Origin of the sequence: Streptomyces sp. NPDC004732 (assembly GCF_040609235.1) — a bacterium.
GTDB lineage: Bacteria > Actinomycetota > Actinomycetes > Streptomycetales > Streptomycetaceae > Streptomyces.
Window position 1 is genome coordinate 940,147 of the sequence record NZ_JBEXJR010000002.1, and the last position, 19,223, is coordinate 959,369.

At 71.3% G+C, this 19,223-nt stretch carries 16 protein-coding genes; 5 read left to right on the top strand and 11 right to left on the bottom strand.

Annotation, left to right across the window (positions count from 1 at the left end; genetic code table 11):
- The first annotated feature begins 98 nt into the window (after window positions 1–98).
- A complete protein-coding gene (locus ABZV77_RS08975; RefSeq protein WP_356252196.1) occupies window positions 99–1,481 on the top strand; it encodes a DUF2637 domain-containing protein in 1,383 nt (460 codons plus the stop codon).
- Window positions 1,482–1,515: 34 nt separating this feature from the next.
- Here ABZV77_RS08975 and ABZV77_RS08980 read toward each other — a convergent pair whose 3' ends face one another.
- Both ABZV77_RS08980 and lysS read right to left on the bottom strand, forming a co-directional pair.
- Entirely contained in the window at window positions 1,516–1,725 is a 210-nt protein-coding gene (locus ABZV77_RS08980; RefSeq protein ID WP_356252199.1) for a hypothetical protein, read from the bottom strand.
- 162 nt (window positions 1,726–1,887) lie between these two features.
- Window positions 1,888–3,648: a lysine--tRNA ligase gene (lysS, locus tag ABZV77_RS08985; protein WP_356252202.1), complete on the bottom strand. Its 1,761-nt coding sequence runs from the start codon at window positions 3,646–3,648 to the stop codon at window positions 1,888–1,890.
- Window positions 3,649–3,793: 145 nt separating this feature from the next.
- On the opposite strand from lysS, the gene argS reads away from it, so the two are divergent.
- Entirely contained in the window at window positions 3,794–5,560 is a 1,767-nt protein-coding gene (gene argS, locus ABZV77_RS08990; RefSeq protein ID WP_356252205.1) for an arginine--tRNA ligase, read from the top strand.
- Window positions 5,561–5,584: 24 nt separating this feature from the next.
- Here argS and ABZV77_RS08995 read toward each other — a convergent pair whose 3' ends face one another.
- The 3 genes from ABZV77_RS08995 to ABZV77_RS09005 form a co-directional block, all read right to left on the bottom strand.
- Window positions 5,585–6,538: a hypothetical protein gene (locus ABZV77_RS08995; RefSeq protein WP_356252208.1), complete on the bottom strand. Its 954-nt coding sequence runs from the start codon at window positions 6,536–6,538 to the stop codon at window positions 5,585–5,587.
- Window positions 6,539–6,649: 111 nt separating this feature from the next.
- Complete coding sequence (locus ABZV77_RS09000) at window positions 6,650–7,873, bottom strand: PLP-dependent aminotransferase family protein (RefSeq protein ID WP_356252211.1); 1,224 nt, start codon at window positions 7,871–7,873, stop codon at window positions 6,650–6,652.
- Window positions 7,874–7,972: 99 nt separating this feature from the next.
- Complete coding sequence (locus ABZV77_RS09005) at window positions 7,973–9,331, bottom strand: helix-turn-helix transcriptional regulator (RefSeq protein WP_356252214.1); 1,359 nt, start codon at window positions 9,329–9,331, stop codon at window positions 7,973–7,975.
- Between the two features lie 186 nt (window positions 9,332–9,517).
- Here ABZV77_RS09005 and ABZV77_RS09010 point away from each other — a divergent pair, with 186 nt between their 5' ends.
- The 3 genes from ABZV77_RS09010 to ABZV77_RS09020 all read left to right on the top strand — a co-directional run bounded on the left by ABZV77_RS09010 (window position 9,518) and on the right by ABZV77_RS09020 (window position 11,811).
- A complete protein-coding gene (locus tag ABZV77_RS09010; RefSeq protein WP_356252217.1) occupies window positions 9,518–10,180 on the top strand; it encodes a DUF4232 domain-containing protein in 663 nt (220 codons plus the stop codon).
- Between the two features lie 101 nt (window positions 10,181–10,281).
- On the top strand, window positions 10,282–10,755 hold the full coding sequence (locus ABZV77_RS09015) for a carboxymuconolactone decarboxylase family protein (RefSeq protein WP_356252220.1): 474 nt from the start codon (window positions 10,282–10,284) through the stop codon (window positions 10,753–10,755).
- 153 nt (window positions 10,756–10,908) lie between these two features.
- Window positions 10,909–11,811 (top strand): NAD(P)-binding domain-containing protein, encoded by a 903-nt coding sequence (locus ABZV77_RS09020; protein WP_356252223.1) that lies wholly within the window; start codon window positions 10,909–10,911, stop codon window positions 11,809–11,811.
- Here ABZV77_RS09020 and ABZV77_RS09025 read toward each other — a convergent pair.
- From ABZV77_RS09025 to ABZV77_RS09050, 6 genes are all read right to left on the bottom strand, one after another.
- Entirely contained in the window at window positions 11,808–12,788 is a 981-nt protein-coding gene (locus ABZV77_RS09025; RefSeq protein ID WP_356252226.1) for a zinc-binding dehydrogenase, read from the bottom strand. The genes ABZV77_RS09020 and ABZV77_RS09025 overlap by 4 nt on opposite strands.
- A 90-nt stretch (window positions 12,789–12,878) precedes the next feature.
- Window positions 12,879–13,868 (bottom strand): porphobilinogen synthase, encoded by a 990-nt coding sequence (gene hemB / locus ABZV77_RS09030; RefSeq protein WP_356252229.1) that lies wholly within the window; start codon window positions 13,866–13,868, stop codon window positions 12,879–12,881.
- A 153-nt stretch (window positions 13,869–14,021) separates the two neighbouring features.
- The gene (locus ABZV77_RS09035) at window positions 14,022–15,677 is read right to left on the bottom strand and encodes a uroporphyrinogen-III synthase (RefSeq protein ID WP_356252232.1); all 1,656 of its coding nucleotides are present in this window, start codon (window positions 15,675–15,677) and stop codon (window positions 14,022–14,024) included.
- Entirely contained in the window at window positions 15,674–16,633 is a 960-nt protein-coding gene (hemC, locus tag ABZV77_RS09040) for a hydroxymethylbilane synthase (RefSeq protein ID WP_356252235.1), read from the bottom strand. The genes ABZV77_RS09035 and hemC overlap by 4 nt, the downstream gene beginning before the upstream one ends.
- The gene (locus ABZV77_RS09045) at window positions 16,630–18,192 is read right to left on the bottom strand and encodes a glutamyl-tRNA reductase (RefSeq protein ID WP_356252238.1); all 1,563 of its coding nucleotides are present in this window, start codon (window positions 18,190–18,192) and stop codon (window positions 16,630–16,632) included. Before ABZV77_RS09045 ends, hemC begins: the two co-directional genes overlap by 4 nt.
- Complete coding sequence (locus ABZV77_RS09050; protein WP_356252241.1) at window positions 18,189–18,944, bottom strand: redox-sensing transcriptional repressor Rex; 756 nt, start codon at window positions 18,942–18,944, stop codon at window positions 18,189–18,191. Before ABZV77_RS09050 ends, ABZV77_RS09045 begins: the two co-directional genes overlap by 4 nt.
- Window positions 18,945–19,223: the final 279 nt, after the last annotated feature.

Genomic DNA, 19,223 nt, shown 5'->3' on the forward strand with positions numbered 1-19,223 from the left:
TACGGCGTCAGGTCGGCATCACAAGCCACCGCAAGTCGTCACAAGCCGCTACAAGCCGACACAGGCCTTGCACAGGGAGGGGTTCGCGGGTGGCCGCGATGCAGCTGACACGCACGCACCGGATACTCATCGGAGTGGTCGTCGCCGGAGCGGTCGTCATCGCCGGGATCGGCTTCGCCGGGTCGTACGCGGCCGTGCGCGAACTCGCCGAGGAGAAGGGGTTCGGCGGCTTCTCGGTGGTCTTCCCCATCGGCGTCGACGCGGGCATCTGCGTCCTGCTCGCCCTGGACCTCCTGCTGACCTGGCTCCGCATCCCCTTCCCGCTGCTGCGCCAGACGGCGTGGCTGCTCACGGCGGCGACCATCGCGTTCAACGCCGCGGCGGCCTGGCCCGACCCGCTGGGCGTGGGCATGCACGCGGTGATCCCGGTGCTCTTCGTCGTCGCCGTCGAGGCGGCCCGGCACGCGGTCGGCCGGATCGCGGACATCACCGCCGACAAGCACATGGAGGGCGTGCGCCTCACCCGCTGGCTGCTCTCCCCCATCCCGACGTTCAAGCTGTGGCGCCGCATGAAGCTGTGGGAGCTGCGCTCCTACGAGCAGGTCATCAAGCTCGAACAGGAACGCCTCGTCTACCAGGCCCGCCTGCAGGCCCGCTTCGGCCGCGGCTGGCGCCGCAAGGCACCCGTCGAGTCGCTGATGCCGCTGCGCCTGGCCCGCTTCGGCGTCCCGCTCGCCGAGACCGCCCCGGCGGGCCTCGCGGCCGCGGGCATCGAGCCGGTCCTGCTCCCGCCCGCCCCGGCGATCCCCATGACGAAGACGGTCGACCAGCCGCCCCAGCCGCAGCTGACGGCGGGGCCCGAGCCTGAGCCCGAGCCCTCACCCGCACCCGCCCAGGACCCGGCCCCCACGGCTGCGGCGCCTGCTCCGGCCCAGGCCCCGGCCCCGGCCCCGGAAGAAACCCTCCCGGTGGACAACCACGCGAGCCCCTGGTTCTCGGCGCACAACGCGTCGTACGAACCGGTGGCCCCGTACGACGAGTGGTACGCGGAACAGGAACGGCAGCAGGCACCCGACGGCGGCCAGTACCCGCAGGAACAGCAGCCGCAGCAGCCGCAGCAGATGCAGCAGCCGTACGCGCAGCAGGAACAACAGCCGCAGCCGCAGCCGCACCAGGAACAGTTCCCCGTGCCGAACGGCGCAGGCGGCACCCGCCCGCTCGGCGACGGCATAGAGGGCACCCCCCAGCAGGAGTCCGCCCCCGCTCCGGGCCCCGCACACGCCCCCGCCCCCTCCGACGAGGACCTGTACCAGGTGTTCCGGCACTCGATAGAGGGAGAGGGCATGCCGACCCCGGGTGCGTTCGCGGCGAACGCGGAGGCGGCCTTCGGGCTGCGCCTCCAGTCCCGCGAGCTGAACAACTACATGGACCGGTTCACGGCCCGCCTGGACAACGAGCTCATGGAAGACCACATCGCGTAGCCGCCTCCCGCAGCCGTCTCCATGGCTGCCGGGGTCAGGCGTGTGCCTTCCGGCGCTTCTTGGCGGCCTCTCCATAGGCCGCGAGCGCCGCGCCCACCACGGCGAGCGCGGCGTAGAGGGGCGTGGGCACGTCCCACCAGATCTTCAGTGCGCCCCAAGGCTCGTCGCCGAACATGCGTCCGACGATCCCGAGCGCGCCCTGAATGCCGACGATCCAACCGACGATGCCGATGATTTCTCTCATGCGTCCACCATCGGCCCCGGATCGGCCGGTCTCGTCCTGCCTCCGGCCGAATCAGCGGTAGTCCGAAGGATGCACACATGCACACGGGCACACGGGCACACGGGCCGGTCCTGACCGGCGAACCGACCCGGACCGGCCCGTGTGCACTGGGGCCCTGCGGTACTAGGCCGCCAGGAGCTTGCGCACCCGGTCCGCACCGACTGCGAGGAGCAGCGTGGGCAGCCGCGGGCCGGTCTCCCGGGTGACCAGGAGGCGGTAGAGCAGCGCGAAGAACGAGCGCTGGGCCACCTTGATCTCCGCGGGCAGTTCCTTCGCCGTCGCGTCCGCGGAGAAGCCCGCCTGCACCTTCGGCACGCCGTACACGAGGTGGGTGAGGCCGTCCAGGGACCAGTGCGAGTCGAGGCCCTCCAGGAGCAGCCGCAGCGACTCGCGGCCCGCGTCGTCCAGCGAGGACAGGAGTTCCGTGTCCGGCTCGGCGCGGACGATGGTGCGGGCCTCGGCCGGGACCTGGGTGGTGATCCAGTTCTCGGCGCGGTCGAGGCGCGGACGGGCCACGTCGAGGGACGTGATCGGGTCGGACGGGTCCAGGTCGCGCAGGATCCGCAGCGTCTGGTCCTCGGCGCCCGCGGTGATGTCGGCGACGGAGGCCAGCGTGCGGTACGGCAGCGGACGCGGGGTGCGCGGCAGCTCACCCGCTGCCGTGCGGACCGCCCGGGAGTGGGCGGCGACGTCCGCGGGCAGCGCCGAGCCGTCGGCCACCTTGGACTCCAGCTTGTCCCACTCGTCGTAGAGCCGCTGGATCTCCTGGTCGAAGGCGATCTTGAAGGACTGGTTGGGCCTGCGGCGCGCGTACAGCCAGCGCAGGAGCGGCGCCTCCATGATCTTCAGGGCGTCGGCCGGGGTGGGCACGCCGCCCTTGGAGGACGACATCTTCGCCATGCCGGAGATGCCCACGAAGGCGTACATGGGGCCGATCGGCTGTACGCCGTCGAAGATCTGGCGCACGATCTGGCCGCCGACGACGAAGGACGAGCCGGGCGAGGAGTGGTCGACGCCGGACGGCTCGAAGATCACGCCCTCGTACGCCCAGCGCATCGGCCAGTCGACCTTCCAGACCAGCTTGCCGCGGTTGAACTCGCTGAGCCGGACGGTCTCGCCGAAGCCGCACGCCGTGCAGGTGTAGACGAGCTCGGTGGTCTCGTCGTCGTAGGAGACGACGGTCGTCAGGTCCTTCTCGCACTGCCCGCAGTACGGCTTGTACGGGAAGTACCCGCCGGTGCCGCCGCTGCCGTCGTCCTCGGCGGCCGCGCCCGATCCTTCGGCGGCCTCCAGCTCGGCCTCGTCGACGGGCTTCTGCTGCTGCTTCCCGCCCTTGCCGCCCTTGGCGGGGTCCTTCTTGGTGCGGTACTGGTCGAGGATCGCGTCGATGTCGCCGCGGTGCTTCATCGCGTGCAGGACCTGCTCGCGGTAGACACCGGAGGTGTACTGCTCGGTCTGGCTGATCCCGTCGTACTCGACGCCGAGCTCGTCCAGGGACGCGGTCATCGCGGCCTTGAAGTGCTCGGCCCAGTTCGCGTACGCGGAACCGGCCGGGGCCGGGACGGAGGTCAGCGGCTTGCCGATGTGCTCGGCCCAGGACTCGTCGATGCCGGGGACACCGGCCGGGACCTTGCGGTACCGGTCGTAGTCGTCCCAGGAGATCAGGTGGCGGACCTCGTACCCACGGCGGCGGACCTCGTCCGCGACCAGGTGCGGGGTCATGACCTCGCGGAGGTTGCCCAGGTGGATGGGGCCCGAGGGGGAGAGTCCGGAGGCGACGACGACCGGTTTGCCCGGGGCACGACGCTCCGACTCGGCGATGACCTCGTCCGCATAGCGGGAGACCCAGTCGGTGGTATCGGTGCTCTGAGCCACGATCGACACGCCTTTCTTCTCTACGTGAGTACGGCTTGACGGAGCCATTCTCCCAGGTCGGCCCCTAACCGCGAAAACCGCTTTTCACCGCGTGGGATACTCGGTTTTCGTAGCTACAGCACGCCCAGGCACCCGAGCAGAACGGCACCCATTCATGGCCTCGGTCACGTCCCTCACCGCCTCCGTCCACCAGCGCCTCGCGGACGCCCTCTCGGCTGCCCTGCCGGAGGCCGGCTCCGCCGACCCGCTGCTGCGACGAAGCGACAGGGCCGATTTCCAGGCCAACGGCATCCTGGCGCTCGCGAAGAAGGCCAAGGCCAACCCGCGCGAGCTGGCCACCCAGGTCGTCGAGCGGATCACCAAGGGCGATCTGCTGGCCGACGTCGAGGTGTCGGGCCCCGGGTTCCTGAACGTCACGGTCACCGACCAGGCGATCGTGGAGACGCTCGCGGCGCGCGCCGCCGACGGCGACCGGCTCGGCGTGCCGCTGAACCCGGCCGCGGGCACGACGGTCATCGACTACGCGCAGCCGAACGTGGCAAAGGAAATGCACGTCGGTCACCTGCGCTCCGCCGTGATCGGCGACGCGCTGCGCCACATGCTGGACTTCACCGGCGAGAAGACGATCGGCCGCCACCACATCGGCGACTGGGGCACCCAGTTCGGCATGCTCATCCAGTACCTGATCGAGAACCCCGACCAGCTGGCCCCGGCCACGGACGTCGACGGCGAGCAGGCGATGAGCAATCTGAACCGGGTCTACAAGGCGTCGCGTGCCGTCTTCGACACGGACGAGGACTTCAAGGAGCGGGCCCGCAAGCGGGTCGTCGCCCTGCAGTCCGGCGACAAGGAGACGCTCGACCTGTGGCAGCGCTTCGTCGACGAGTCGAAGGTCTACTTCTACTCGGTCTTCGAGAAGCTGGACATGGAGGTCCGCGACGACGAGATCGTCGGCGAGTCCGCGTACAACGACATGATGCCGGAGACCGCCCGTCTGCTGGAGGAGTCGGGCGTGGCCGTCCGCTCCGAGGGGGCCCTCGTCGTCTTCTTCGACGAGATCCGCGGCAAGGACGACCAGCCGGTCCCGCTGATCGTGCAGAAGGCGGACGGCGGCTTCGGGTACGCGGCCTCCGACCTCTCCGCGATCCGCGACCGCGTCCTGGACCTGCACGCGTCGACGTTGCTGTACGTCGTGGACGTGCGGCAGTCGCTGCACTTCAAGATGGTCTTCGAGGCGGCCCGCAGGATGGGCTGGCTGAGCGACGACGTCACCGCGCACAACATGGGCTACGGCACGGTGCTCGGCGCGGACGGCAAGCCGTTCAAGACGCGTGAGGGCGAGACGGTCAAGCTGGAGGACCTCCTCGACGAGGCCGTCGAGCGGGCCACGGCGGTCGTCCGTGAGAAGGCCGAGAAGATCGGCCTGACGGAAGAGGAGATCGTCGAGAACGGTCGGTACGTGGGCATCGGCGCCGTGAAGTACGCGGACCTGTCGACGTCGGCGAACCGTGACTACAAGTTCGACCTCGACCAGATGGTCTCCCTGAACGGCGACACGTCGGTCTACCTCCAGTACGCGTACGCGCGCATCAAGTCGATCCTGCGCAGGGCGGGCGACAGCGCGCGCCCCACCGCGCACCCGGAGCTCGAACTCGCCCCGGCGGAGCGGGCCCTCGGCCTGCACCTGGACGCGTTCGGCGAGCTGATCGCGGACGCGACGGCGGAGTACGCGCCGCACAAGCTGGCCGCGTACCTGTACCAGCTGGCGTCGCTGTACACGACGTTCTACGACCAGTGCCCGGTCCTGAAGGCCGAAAGCCCGGCCCAGGTCGAGAACCGCCTCTTCCTGTGCGACATCACGGCGCGGACGCTGCACCAGGGCATGGCGCTGCTCGGCATCAGGACGCCCGAGCGCCTCTGACGCCCGGGCGGTCCTGACAGTGGGTCAGGCGTAGTAGTGGATGGTGCCGTTCAGTGCGGCGGTGCCACCACTGCCGCAGATCTGCTTGAACGTCGCGGCGAACGCCTTCAGTTCACCGGCTTCGTCCAGGGCGAGCTTGGTCACCTTGAACTCCCCCGACGTGGTGTTGCAGCCGCGGCCGTTGCCGTAGACATCGAGCTCGCCGAGGCCGTCGTCGCCGAACCGGTTGGCCTGGTAGGTCTTGCCGACCTCCAGGGTCCGGCCCTTGGGCGCGCCGATGTCGGCGGACCAGTCGTCGCGCTTGCCGGAGGCCGAGTAGTGCACCCGGGACGCGTCGCCGGACGCCTTGAAAGTGCTGGTGGAGCCGGTGTAGCCGACGGTGCGTCCGGCGCCGATGTAGTCCTCGGGGTCGCTCTGGAAGCGGTACGAGAGCGGGTAGGCGTGGAATTTGACGGCGCCCTTGAGTGCGGGGGCCGTGGCGTTCTCGCAGTTCTGGGTGAACGACGCGTCCAGGAGGGTGACGTTGCCGTCCGCGTCCGTCTCGATCTGGTTGACCGCGAACGATCCGTACACCTCGTTGCAGCCGCGGCTGCCGCCGCTGACGTCGAGGCCGGGCGAGCGGCCGGTGCGGAACGCCGCGCGCTCGGCGCCGCGGTAGACACCGGGGCGCAGCTTTTCACCCCTGGGCGCCGCGATGTCGATGCTCCACTCCGCGTCGGGCAGCGACACCGTCAGGGACTCCGCGGTGCCGCTGATCCGCACCGGGCTCTGCGGGTCCTTGTACGTGCCGGACTTGCCCTGGCCGATGGAGTCGCCCTCGGCGCTCGTGTACGTGTACGAGCTGACGGCGACCGGGTCGCCTGCGGCGGCCTGCGCGGGCGCGGCGACGGCGATCAGGCCGCCGGCCACCGCGACGCCGACGAGGGCCTGTCCGAATCTCTTGGCAGGCCGCTTGGCAGGCAGAGCTGTACTGCGCATGGTTGATCCCCTCTGTGTGAAGCATCCGCACTCCCCAGGCGGATGAACTCTCAACAGCGGTCACCCTAGGCGCAGGAACCGACAACTACCTCCGAAATAACGCGAGTTCGCTCAGCTTTCACCGGAAGCAACCGCGAACGCCCGGCCGAGCCGCCGCAGCCCTTCCGCGATCTCCTCCGGCGTCTGCGTCACGAAGCACATCCGCAGGGTCGCCCGGTCCGGCTCGCCCGCGAAGAACGGGGCCCCGGGGACGTACGCCACCTGGTGCGCGATCACGGTTCGCAGCAGCTCCGTCGTGTCGTGTCCTTCGGGGAGCCTGGCCCACACGAACATGCCGCCCTCCGGACGGATCCAGACGGACCCTTCGGGGAGGGCGTCCGGGAGGCCCGCGAGCATCGCGTCCCGCCGCTCGCGGTAGACGCCCGCGACATGGGCGACGTGCGCGTCCAGGTCCCGGTCGGCCAAGTAGCGTGCCGCGGCGAGCTGGTTGACGGTGGGCGTGTGCAGGTCGGCGGCCTGCTTGGCGACGGCGCAGGCGCGCAGCAGCGCGGCGGGCGCGCGCAGCCAGCCGAGCCGCAGGCCGGGCGCCATGACCTTGGAGAAGCTGGAGAGGAGGACGGTCCGGTCCTCGGCTCCGGGGTACGTGGCGATCCAGGGCGCGCGCTCGCCCTCGAAGCGCAGTTCGCCGTACGGGTCGTCCTCGATGATCCACAGTCCGAGCCGCTGGGCGACCCGGGCGATCGCCGCGCGCCGGTCGGCGGGCAGGGTGCGTCCGGTCGGGTTCTGGAAGGTGGGGACGGTGTACAGCAGCTTGGGGCGGTGCAGGGCGACGAGGGTGTCGAGGGCGGCCGGGTCGATGCCGGACTCGTCGCAGGGCACGGGCACCACGCGGGCGCCCGCGAAGGCGAAGGCCTGGAGGGCCGCGAGGTAGCAGGGGTTCTCGACGAGGACGGTGTCGCCGGGCTCGATGAGCGCGGTGGCGAGGAGCGAGAGGGCCTGCTGCGAGCCGGTGGTGACGAGCACGTCGTCGGGGTCGGTCGGCAGTCCGCGGACGGTCGCGCGGGCCGCTATGGCGGTACGCAGGGCGGGCTCGCCCTCGGTCGTCGAGTACTGCAGGGCGCGCTCGGGCATCTCCGCCAGCACCGCGCGGAAGGCGGCCGCGATGCCGTCGCCGTCGAAGAGGCCGGGGGCGGGCAGCCCGCCCGCGAAGTTGATGACCTCGGGCCGCGCGGTGACCGCGAGGATGTCCCGTACCGGCGAACCCCCGACGGCCGCGGCGCGCGCGGCGAGCGGCGGCAGGGGGGCGGCTGCTGGGGAAGGCTCGGTGACGGTCACGGCGACGGCTCCTTCGGCTCTGGCGGCTGTGCCCGCACCCTAAGCACGCAGGTGCGGGCCACACTCGTCATTCCGGGATGCGGACGCGGAGGTACCGGGTCAGCTGTTCTGCGGCTGCTTGATCCATTTGTCGTAGCCGGGCGGCCAGCCGTATGTGGGGCGCCCCTGCTTGCCGCTGGTGCGGAACGGCTTGCTCTGGTCGTCGATGCGCAGGGAGTCGTGCCGCTTGCCGCTGGACCACTCCAGCTCCAGGTACCACCGCACGTCGTGCAGATCGGTGTTGGCGATGATGAAGAAGACCTCGGGGTCGTTCTCGCTGACCTTGTACGGGAAGTCGCGCTGGCCCGACTGGGGTTTGACGTGCGGCGACCCGTCGTCGAGGTCGATGGAGAAGGACTTGGGGGCGACGTCGCCGCCGCAGCCGGTCGCCATCTGGAAGTTGTTCCAGGCCAGCGGCGCGCTGGTGCTCTGCACCCGGACGTTCATGTCCTGCAGGACGACGGTTTCGTCGCCCGTGCCCTGCACGGTGACCTCGATGAGCTGTCGGCCCGCAGGGACGGCGCCTAGGTCGCCGACCCAGCCCGCCGCGTCCTGCACCGCGGGCTGCTCCGGCACCTCGGAGGCCTTGCGGTTGACGAGGAAGTCCTGGAGGCAGGGGTCGTCCATGGCGTACGGCCTGGTGCGCACCGTCACCGGTACGTCGAAGGTGCCGCCGCCGTTGCCGCCTGCGGAGGCCGGGCCCTTGCCGGGGCCTCGGGAGGCCTTGGACCCGGGGCCGTCGCTCTCGGAGGGCGACGCGGAGGCGCCGTCCTTCTTCTTGCCGTCGGCCTTCTTCTTGTCGTCGTCGCTCTTGGCCTTGCCCTTGCCGGTGGGGGCGTCGTCGGGCGAGTCGCCGGGGCGGGGCGAGGATGCCGCGCCCGTGTCCTTCTTGTGCCCGTCGCCGCCGTTGCCGTTCATGGCGAGGGCGACGGAACCGATCCCGACGACCGCGGCGACGACGGCGGCCGCGAGGATGAGGGGGCGCCGCCTGCGCGACAACGTGCCCTGCGGGCGGTTGGTGACCAACTCGGGCTCGGGGTCGGGGTTTTCGGGGTCGGGGTTTTCCGGCTCGGCGCCGGAGCGTGCCGGTTCGGGGGCGGCCTGGTCCGCGGCGGGGGCGGGGCGTTCCGGGGCCGGGGCGACGCGTTCCGGTTCAGGGGCGGCGCGTTCCGGATCCGCCTTCTTGCCCCGCGTCGCGTCCGCCAGGATCCACCTCCGGTGGACTTCGACGAGTTCCTCCGGCGACGCCTTGCAGAGGCGGGCGAACCGCTCCACTGGAGCGAACTCGGTGGGAACCGCGTCCCCGTTGCAGTACCGGTGCAACGTCGACGTGCTCATGTGGAGCCTCTTGGCCAGCACTCCATAACTGAGTCCCGACCGCTCCTTGAGCTCCCGCAGCAGCTCCGCGAGAGTCGCCATCTCCACCCTCCACCATTCCATTCACGCGTTCCAAGGGGAGATCATTCCCCCAGTTCAGAGCCGGTGCGACCATTCCAGCGTCCCCAACTCCCCGGCACCCGTGGCGACTGGGACCCGTCTCGGCACAAGCTGTGCCCATCCAGGCCATCCAAGCACGCCGCCTCCGGCACACATTAAGGACCAGCCATGCCCCGCACCGGTTCCCGGACGACCGCCGCAGTCCGTATCTCTGCGGCCACCGCCATCGCACTCGGCACCCTCTCCCTGACGGGCTGCGCCAGCGGAACCGGCACTCGGGACGAGGGCGCGGCGACGCTCGTCGTGCAGGCGACGGACAAGCACAGCACGGTTCCGCAACCCGCTTCCAACCGGCGCACCGCACGGAAGTCGGTCCCCTGCACCGGCGCGAACACCGAGGTGGCCGTCACCGAGGTCTCCCGCCCCCTGCACCACCTCCTCATCACCGCCACCAACATCGGCACCAGGCCGTGCGACGCGTACAACGCCCCCTATCTCCGCTTCGACGACGCCCAGGCCCCCGCCGACACCGACCCGGACTCCGTACCGCAGGCGGTCGTCACCCTGGAGCCCGGCGAGTCGGCGTACGCGGGCGTGGCGCTTTCGACGACGGACGGCGACGCAGACGGGGACGGGGACGGCGCCGGGGAGGACGGTGCGGAGGGCGGGCACACCGCCCACCGCCTCGGCCTCCTGTTCGCCAACCGGGCCATGGACGGCGGCGTCGGCCCAGAGGCGGCCGTCCAGCTGCCTTCGAGCGGTGTGTACGTGGACGGCTCGGCGCGCACCACCTACTGGCAGCAGTCACCGCAGGACGCCCTCATCCGGTGACGCGATGACCAGGAGACGCAGGTCACATCCGTTGGTGTCACATCTCGCGAGGTCCGTCCGTCCTACCTGTGAACCACCAGCCAACGGCACAGGAGCACACCATGGAAGCCCGTTTGAACGTCTTCGCAAGCCCGTCCGCAGGCAAGGCCATGAAGCACCTGACCGCGGTCGGCAAGGTCGTCTCGGACACGGGGCTGCCCGCCGCCACGCAGGAACTGGTGAAGATCCGCGCGAGCCAGATCAACGGCTGCGGCTTCTGCCTCGACATGCACACCAAGGAAGCGATCGCCGCCGGTGAGAACAGCACCCGCCTCCACCTGGTCGCCGCGTGGCGCGAGGCCACGGTCTTCACCGACGCGGAGCGTGCCGCCCTGGAGCTGACGGAGGAGGGCACCCGCATCGCCGACGCGGCGGGCGGGGTGTCGGACGAGGTCTGGGGCAACGCCGCCAAGCACTTCGACGAGGAGCAGCTCACCGGCCTGACGATGCTGATCGCCCTGATCAACAGCTACAACCGCCTGAACGTCATCCTGCAGCAGCCCGCGGGCGACTACCAGCCCGGCCAGTTCGGCTGACCCGGCCCGGCACGGGGAGCTCCGACCGGCTCACGCACCTTTTGGTGAGTACCGCACAAAAAAGTCGGTACTTGTCCGCCCCACGGAGCCCAACGAGGATCGAACACGTACCCGAAGGAACGGTCCGACGGGACGCCTCGAAGGAGCTTCCCCGTGCCCAACACCCCTGCCCACTCCCCCGTTTCCGTCCTCGGTCTCGGCCTGATGGGCACCGCCCTCGCCTCGGCCCTGATCAAGGCGGGGCACCCGACGACCGTATGGAACAGGACGGAGTCGAAGACCGGCCCGCTGGTGGCCCAGGGCGCCACCCCCGCCGCCACCGCACGGGACGCCGTCACCGCGGGCGGCCCGGGCGGCCCGGGCGGCCCGGTCATCGTCTGCCTCACGACCAACGACAACGTACGCGCCCTCCTGGAGCCGGAGGCCGAGGCCCTCGCGGGTCGCACCGTCGTCAACCTCACCAACGGCACACCGGGCCAGGCACGGGAGCTGGCCGACTGGGCGGCGGCGCACGGCATCACGTACATCGACGGCGGCATCATGGCCGTCCCGCAGATGATCGCGACCCCCGGCGCGTACATCCTCTACAGCGGTACGGACGAGGCGGCCTTCGCCACGCACCGCGAGACCCTGTCCGCGCTCGCCGACACCAAGTGGGTCGGCACCGACCCCGGCCTCGCGGCGCTCTACGACCTCTCCCTGCTCACCGGCATGTACGGCATGGCCATGGGCGTGGCGCAGGCCTTCGCGCTGACCGGCAGCGAGGGCCTCGATCCCCGCGACTTCGCGCCGCTGCTCACGGACTGGGTGATCGCGATGGTGCACGGCAACGTCTCCGGCATGGCCGAGGGCCTCGCCACCGGCCAGCACGTCACGGACGTCTCGAACCTCGCCATGAACCGGGAGGCGTTCCCCAACTTCACCGCCGCGTTCGCCGAACAGGGCCTGCGCACCGACCTGTTCGACCCCTTCCAGGACCTCCTGGACCGCGCGGTCGAGCAGGGCCACGGCGCCGACGGCTTCTCCCGCCTGGCGACCCTGCTCAAGCAGGGCTAGGGCACCAGCACCACCTTCCCGGTGGTCTCCCGCCGCTCGATGGCGGTGTGCGCCTCGGCCGCCCGCTCCAGCGGGAACGTCTGGACGTCGGGCACCAACTGCCCCTTGGCGGCGGCCTCCAGGGCCTCGCGTTCGCGCGCGGGGCCGTCGCCGGGGTTCTCGATCAGGTGCAGCAGCGCGTTGGTGAAGGTGATGTCCCGCTCCGCGAGCACCTCGGGGCCGGGCTCGAAGGCGTCCTGCGACGACCAGCCGATGACGACGTACCGTCCGCCGTCGGCGAGCAGTTCGAAGGCCGCCGCGCCCTTCTCGCCGCTCACCCCGTCGAGTACGGCGGTGACGCGCCGCCCGCCGCCGAGCCGCTCGGCGACCTCGCGCTCCCAGCCGGGCCGGTTGTAGTCGACGGCGATGTCGGCGCCGAGCGCGCGCACGGCGTCGGCCTTGGCCGGGCCACCGGCCGCGCCGATCACCGTCGCCCCGAGGGCGTGTGCGTACTGGACGACGAGCCGCCCCACGCCACCGGCCGCGGAGGTCACAAGGACCACGTCGTCGGCACGGAGCCGGGCCACACCGAGCAGCCCCATGGTGGTGGCCCCGGTCATCACCATGGTCACCGCGGCCTCGAAGCCGAGTCCTTCGGGGACGACGTGCACCTCCGCGACCTCGGCGACCGCCAGTTCGGCGTACCCGCCGGGGACCGAGCGCGGGACCACCACGGAACGCCCGAGCCACGCGGCGTCGACACCGGGGCCCACGGCCTCCACGGTCCCCGCGACCTCACCGCCGAAGACCGCGGGCAGTTCGGGCAGGGGTGGCGCCATGTCGGACGCCTCACCCCGCCGCATCACGGTCTCGACGAAGTGAACTCCCGCCGCCCGTACGGCGATCCGCACCTGGCCCGGCCCCGCGACGGGGTCGGGCAGGGTCTCGTTGCGGAGGTTCTCGGCGGGACCGAACTCGTACAGGACGACAGCGCGCATGGTGTGCTCCTCGGAACGTGGAAAGAACGTCGATGCACACCACCCTCCAACTTCAACCAAGGTTGAGGTCAAGGGCCGCCCGCGAGGGCGTCAGAGCTGCCGCGCGACCTCGGTCGCCCAGTACGTCAGGATCATGTTCGCGCCCGCGCGCCTGATCCCCGTCAGGGACTCCATGATCGCCGCGTCCCGGTCGATCCAGCCCCGCGCGGCGGCGGCCTCGATCATCGAGTACTCGCCACTGATCTGGTACGCCGCCACCGGCACGTCCACCGCGTCGGCGACCTTCGCCAGGATGTCGAGGTAGGGACCCGCGGGCTTGACCATGACCATGTCGGCGCCCTCCTCCAGGTCCAGGGCGAGCTCCCGCAGGGACTCACGGCTGTTGGCGGGGTCCTGCTGGTACGTCTTGCGGTCGCCCTTGAGCGACGAGCCGACGGCCTCGCGGAACGGGCCGAAGAAGGCCGACGAATACTTCACGGTGTACGCGAGGATGGACACGTCCTCGTGGCCGACCTGGTCCAACGCGTCGCGGATGACCCCGATCTGACCGTCCATCATGCCGCTCGGGCCCACCACGTGGGCGCCCGCGTCGGCCTGCACCTGCGCCATCTCGGCGTACCGCTCAAGCGTCGCGTCGTTGTCGACCCGGCCCTGAGCGTCCAGCACACCGCAGTGCCCGTGGTCGGTGGTCTCGTCGAGGCACAGGTCCGACATGACGATGAGGTCGTCGCCGACCTCGGCGCGCACGTCGCGGAGCGCGACCTGGAGGATCCCGTCCGGGTCCGTGCCCGCCGTGCCGACGGCGTCCTTCTTCGACTCCTCGGGGACGCCGAAGAGCATGATCCCGGCGACCCCGGCCTCCATCGCCTCGACGGCGGCCTTCTTCAGGCTGTCGCGGGTGTGCTGGAAGACGCCGGGCATGGCCCCGATCTCCACGGGGTCGCTGATCCCCTCGCGCACGAACGCGGGCAGGATCAGATCGGCGGGATGCAGACGCGTCTCGGCGACCATGCGCCGCATGGCCGGGGTGGTCCGCAGCCGCCGCGGCCGCGCGCCGGGGAACGATCCGTACTTGGTCACTGAAACCCTCACCTTTTGCCGACCGCTACCACTGACGGTCCCGCAGGGTGCGCTCAGCCGTTTCCGTTGTGGGCAGACGTGCCGCAGGGCGGCACGGGTGGGCACAACCCCCGGTGCAGAGCACCAAATGGGGAGGCGCCCACCCAAAGGTACCTACGGGGCGGTACGTCGCCGACGGGACCCCGGCCGACGCTCGCTGGGCCGGGTGACGGGGTCGCCCGCCTCCAGGGCCGCGGCCCGCCGCCGGGAACCGAACTCCGCCAGCGCCTCGGCGAGCTTGTGCACCGAAGGCTCCGGAGCCATCACGTCCACCCGAAGCCCGTGCTCCTCCGCGGTCTTCGCGGTGGCGGGACCGATGCACGCGATCACGGTCACGTTGTGCGGCTTGCCCGCGATGCCGACGAGGTTGCGCACCGTGGACGACGAGGTGAAGAGGACCGCGTCGAAGCCGCCGCCCTTGATCGCCTCGCGGGTGTCCGCCGGGGGCGGCGACGCGCGCACCGTCCGGTAGGCGGTGACGTCGTCGACCTCCCACCCGAGGTCGATGAGCCCGGCGACCAGCGTCTCCGTGGCGATGTCCGCCCGCGGCAGGAACACCCGGTCGATCGGGTCGAAGACCGGGTCGTACGGCGGCCAGTCCTCCAGGAGACCGGCGGCCGACTGCTCACCGCTCGGCACCAGGTCCGGCTTGACGCCGAAGGCGACCAGCGCGGCGGCGGTCTGCTCGCCGACGGCCGCGACCTTGATCCCGGCGAAGGCACGCGCGTCGAGCCCGTACTCCTCGAACTTCTCCCGCACCGCCTTGACGGCGTTGACCGAGGTGAAGGCGATCCACTCGTACCGGCCGGTGACCAGGCCCTTGACCGCGCGCTCCATCTGCTGGGGCGTGCGCGGCGGCTCGACCGCGATGGTCGGGACCTCGTGCGGCACGGCGCCGTAGGAGCGCAGCTGGTCGGAGAGCGAGGCCGCCTGCTCCTTCGTGCGCGGCACGAGGACGCGCCACCCGAAGAGCGGCTTCGACTCGAACCACGACAGCTGGTCGCGCTGGGCGGGGGCCGAACACTCGCCGACCACGGCTATGACGGGCCGGCCGCCGTCGGGCGAGGGCAGCACCTTCGCCTGCTTGAGCACCTGCGCGACGGTGCCGAGCGTCGCGGTCCAGGTGCGCTGGCGCGTCGTCGTACCGGCGACGGTCACGGTCATCGGGGTGTCGGGCTTGCGGCCCGCGGCCACCAGCTCACCGGCGGCCGCGGCCACCGAGTCGAGGGCCGTCGAGACGACGACGGTCCCGTCGGACGCGCCGACCTCGCTCCAGCAGCGGTCGGACGCGGTACGGGCGTCGACGAAGCGGACGTCCGCACCCTGTGCGTCCCGCAGCGGCACACCCGCGTACGCGGGCACACCGACGGCGGCCGCGATGCCGGGCACCACTTCGAAGGGGATGCCCGCGGCGGCGCAGGCCAGCATCTCGTCGGCCGCGTTGGTGTCGAGACCCGGGTCGCCGCTCACCGCACGCACGACCCGCCTGCCGCCCTTGGCCGCCTCCATGACAAGATTGGCGGCAGCTCGGAACGGCGTCGCGTCGGCGGTCATTGACGTGTCGTCAGCTGTCGGCTGGGGTGTGTCCACACCTCCCCTGGCATGCACGCGGACGACGTCGAGCACATCCGGCTCGGCGATCAGCACATCCGCTCGGGCCAGCGCCTCGACGGCGCGCAGGGTCAGCAGTCCCGGATCTCCGGGACCGGCACCGAGGAAGGTGACGTGCCCGTGTGCGGGAAGGCCTGGAAGGTTCGAGGTGGGGCTCAAAGTGCTCGCTCCCCCATCAGACCGGCCGCGCCCTTGGCGAGCATCTCGGCTGCGAGTTCGCGGCCCAGCGCCATGGCCTGGGTCTCCGTCTCGGGCACGGGACCGGTGGTGGACAGCTGCACCAGCGACGAGCCGTCGGTCGTACCGACGACGCCGCGCAGGCGCATCTCCTTGACAATCTGCCCGTCGGCCAGCAAATCGGCCAGCGCGCCCACGGGGGCGCTGCAGCCGGCTTCCAGGGCGGCGAGCAGGGATCGCTCGGCGGTCACGGCGGCCCGGGTGTGCGGGTCGTCGAGCTCGGCGAGCGTGGCGGCGAGTGACGCGTTGTGCGCGGCACATTCGATCGCCAGTGCCCCCTGGCCGGGGGCGGGCAGAATCGTGTCGACCGACAGGAGGTCGGTCACCGCGTCGGCCCTGCCGACGCGGTTGAGTCCGGCGGCGGCGAGCACGACGGCGTCGAGCTCTCCCTTGTGCACGTATCCGATGCGGGTGTCGACGTTCCCGCGGATCGGCACGGTCTCGATGGTCATGCCGTGGCTGCGCGCGTAGGCGTTCAGCTGCGCCATGCGGCGCGGCGAACCGGTGCCCACGCGGGCGCCGTCGGGCAGCTCCGCGAAGGTCAGGCCGTCGCGCGCCACCAGGGCGTCGCGCGGGTCCTCGCGCACCGGCACGGCGGCGAGGGTGAGCTCGGCGGGCTGTGCGGTGGGCAGGTCCTTGAGCGAGTGCACGGCGAAGTCGACCTCGTCGCGGGCCAGCGCCTCGCGCAGCGCGGCGACGAAGACGCCGGTGCCACCGATCTGCGCGAGGTGCTCGCGCGAGGTGTCGCCGTACGTCGTGATCTCCACCAGCTCGACGGGACGCCCCGTCAACTCCTTGACTGCCTCGGCCACTTGGCCGGACTGGGCCATGGCCAGCCTGCTGCGCCTGGTCCCGAGCCTGAGAGCCCTCTCCGTCATGCCCGGCCTCTATTCGGGTCGTCGTTCTCGTTGTTCATGTGGTCAGCCCTGCTGACCGCCGCGACCGTCTGCGGGTCGAGGTCGAAGAGCGTGCGCAGCGCGTCCGCGTATCCGGCGCCGCCGGGCTCGCTCGCCAGCTGCTTGATCCGCACCGTCGGCGCGTGCAGCAGCTTGTCGACGACGCGGCGCACGGTCTGCGTGATCTCCGCGCGCTGCTTGTCCTCCAGGCCCGGCAGACGTCCTTCGAGGCGGGCCATTTCACCGGCCACCACGTCGGCGGCCATGGTGCGCAGCGCGACCACGGTCGGCGTGATGTGCGCGGCCCGCTGGGCGGCGCCGAAGGCGGCGACCTCGTCGGAGACGATGCCGCGGACCTTCTCCACGTCGTCGGCCATCGGGGCGTCCGCGGACGCCTCGGCGAGCGACTCGATGTCGACGAGGCGCACCCCGTCGATGCGGTGCACGGCCGCGTCGATGTCGCGCGGCATGGCGAGGTCGAGGAGTGCGAGCGACGTCGTACGCCCGTCGGGGGCGTCGCCGTCCCGCGCGGCCACCGGCGCCGGGCCTTCGCCCTGTGCCTTCTCCAGCCATGCGGCGTGCTGTTCGAAGCCGGTGGCGTCGCCTCCGGCAGTCCCGGCAGCCCCGGCAGTCCCGTCGGTCCCCTCGGTCCCGGCCGGGTCCGCGGACGGCGCGAGGGTGTCGCGCACGGCGGGCGGCGGGGTCGTGCGGCCCACGGCGGCGGCGACAGCCTCGGCCGTCAGGACCAGACCGGTCGCACCGGTGCACGAGACCACCACGTCGGCACGTGTCAGTTCGTCGGCCACGTCGGCCATGGGGACGGCGCGCGCGGTCGCTTCGGTGCCGGAGTCCGCGAGGATCTCCGCGAGGCGGCGGGCCCGCTCCAGCGTGCGGTTGGCGACGACGAGCTCCCGGACACCGGCGCGTGCGAGCGTCGCCGCGGCCAGCGAGGACATCGAGCCCGCGCCGATCACCAGGGCGCGCTTGCCCTCGGCCCAGGTCTCCACGGACCCGCCCGCGGCGAGCTGTTCGAGACCGAAGGTCACGAGCGACTGTCCGGCCCGGTCGATGCCGGTCTCGGAGTGCGCGCGCTTGCCGACCCGCAGGGCCTGCTGGAAGAGGTCGTTGAGGAGCTTGCCCGCGGTGTGCAGCTCCTGCGAGCGCGCCAGGGCGTCCTTGATCTGCCCGAGGATCTGCCCCTCGCCGACGACCATCGAGTCGAGCCCGCACGCCACCGAGAAGAAGTGGTGGACGGCGCGGTCCTCGTAGTGGACGTAGAGATAAGGAGTGAGCTCCTCCAGGCCGACGCCGCTGTGCTGCGCGAGCAGCGTGGACAGCTCGGCCACGCCCGCGTGGAACTTGTCCACGTCGGCGTAGAGCTCGATGCGGTTGCAGGTGGCGAGCACGGCCGCCTCGGCGGCGGGCTCGGCGGCCAGGGTGTCCTGCAGGAGCTTGGCCTGCGCGTCCACGGACAGCGCGGCGCGCTCCAGGACGCTCACCGGGGCGCTGCGGTGACTCAGCCCCACGACCAGGAGACTCATGCCGGCATCACGGCGGGGACGTCCCCGTCGGGTCCCTTGCGCTGCTGCTTGGCGGAGACGGGCGGGACGGGGCCCTCGTGGGCGGCGTCCTCGCCGGCCTTGCGCTGCTCGTGGAAGGCGAGGATCTGCAGCTCGATGGAGAGGTCGACCTTGCGCACGTCGACGCCCTCCGGCACGGAGAGGACCGTCGGCGCGAAGTTCAGGATGGAGGTCACACCGGCGGCGACGAGCCGCTCGCAGACCTGCTGGGCCGCCCCGGCGGGGGTCGAGATCACGCCGATGGAGACGCCGTTGTCGCTGATGATCTTTTCGAGCTCGTCCGTGTGCTGCACCGGCATGCCCGCGACGGGGGTGCCCGCCATCGCGGGATCGGCGTCGATCAGCGCGGCGACCCGGAACCCGCGCGAGGCGAACCCGCCGTAATTGGCGAGCGCGGCGCCGAGGTTACCGATGCCGACGATGACAACCGGCCAGTCCTGGGTCAGCCCGAGTTCACGGGAGATCTGGTAGACGAGATACTCGACGTCGTAGCCCACGCCGCGCGTCCCGTAGGAGCCCAGATACGAGAAGTCCTTGCGCAGCTTCGCGGAGTTGACCCCCGCGGCGGCCGCGAGCTCCTCGGAGGAGACCGTGGGTACCGAGCGCTCCGACAGTGCGGTGAGGGCTCGGAGGTACAGCGGAAGCCTGGCGACGGTGGCCTCGGGAATTCCTCGGCTGCGGGTCGCCGGTCGGTGAGTTCGGCCAGTTGCCACGGTGCTCCTGCGGGTAGAGCGGGGCTGCAGGCGGTCACTCGTCCCCAGACCGCCCCGTCGAATGCAGGCTATGTCTTTGTGAACGCGTGCACAAAGATGGTGTCCGATTTGCCCGGCCAACGTGACCGGGGTCACGCACTCCTGGCGCACGACCGTGGAACCGGCGCACGGACGACATCGTCGCTCATTTGATGGGGGCAAAACCGCACACTCTCCTCACGATCGTCGCCCCCGAGACCAAAACCGCCCCAAAGCGTAATCGACTTTGCGGGCACTTTG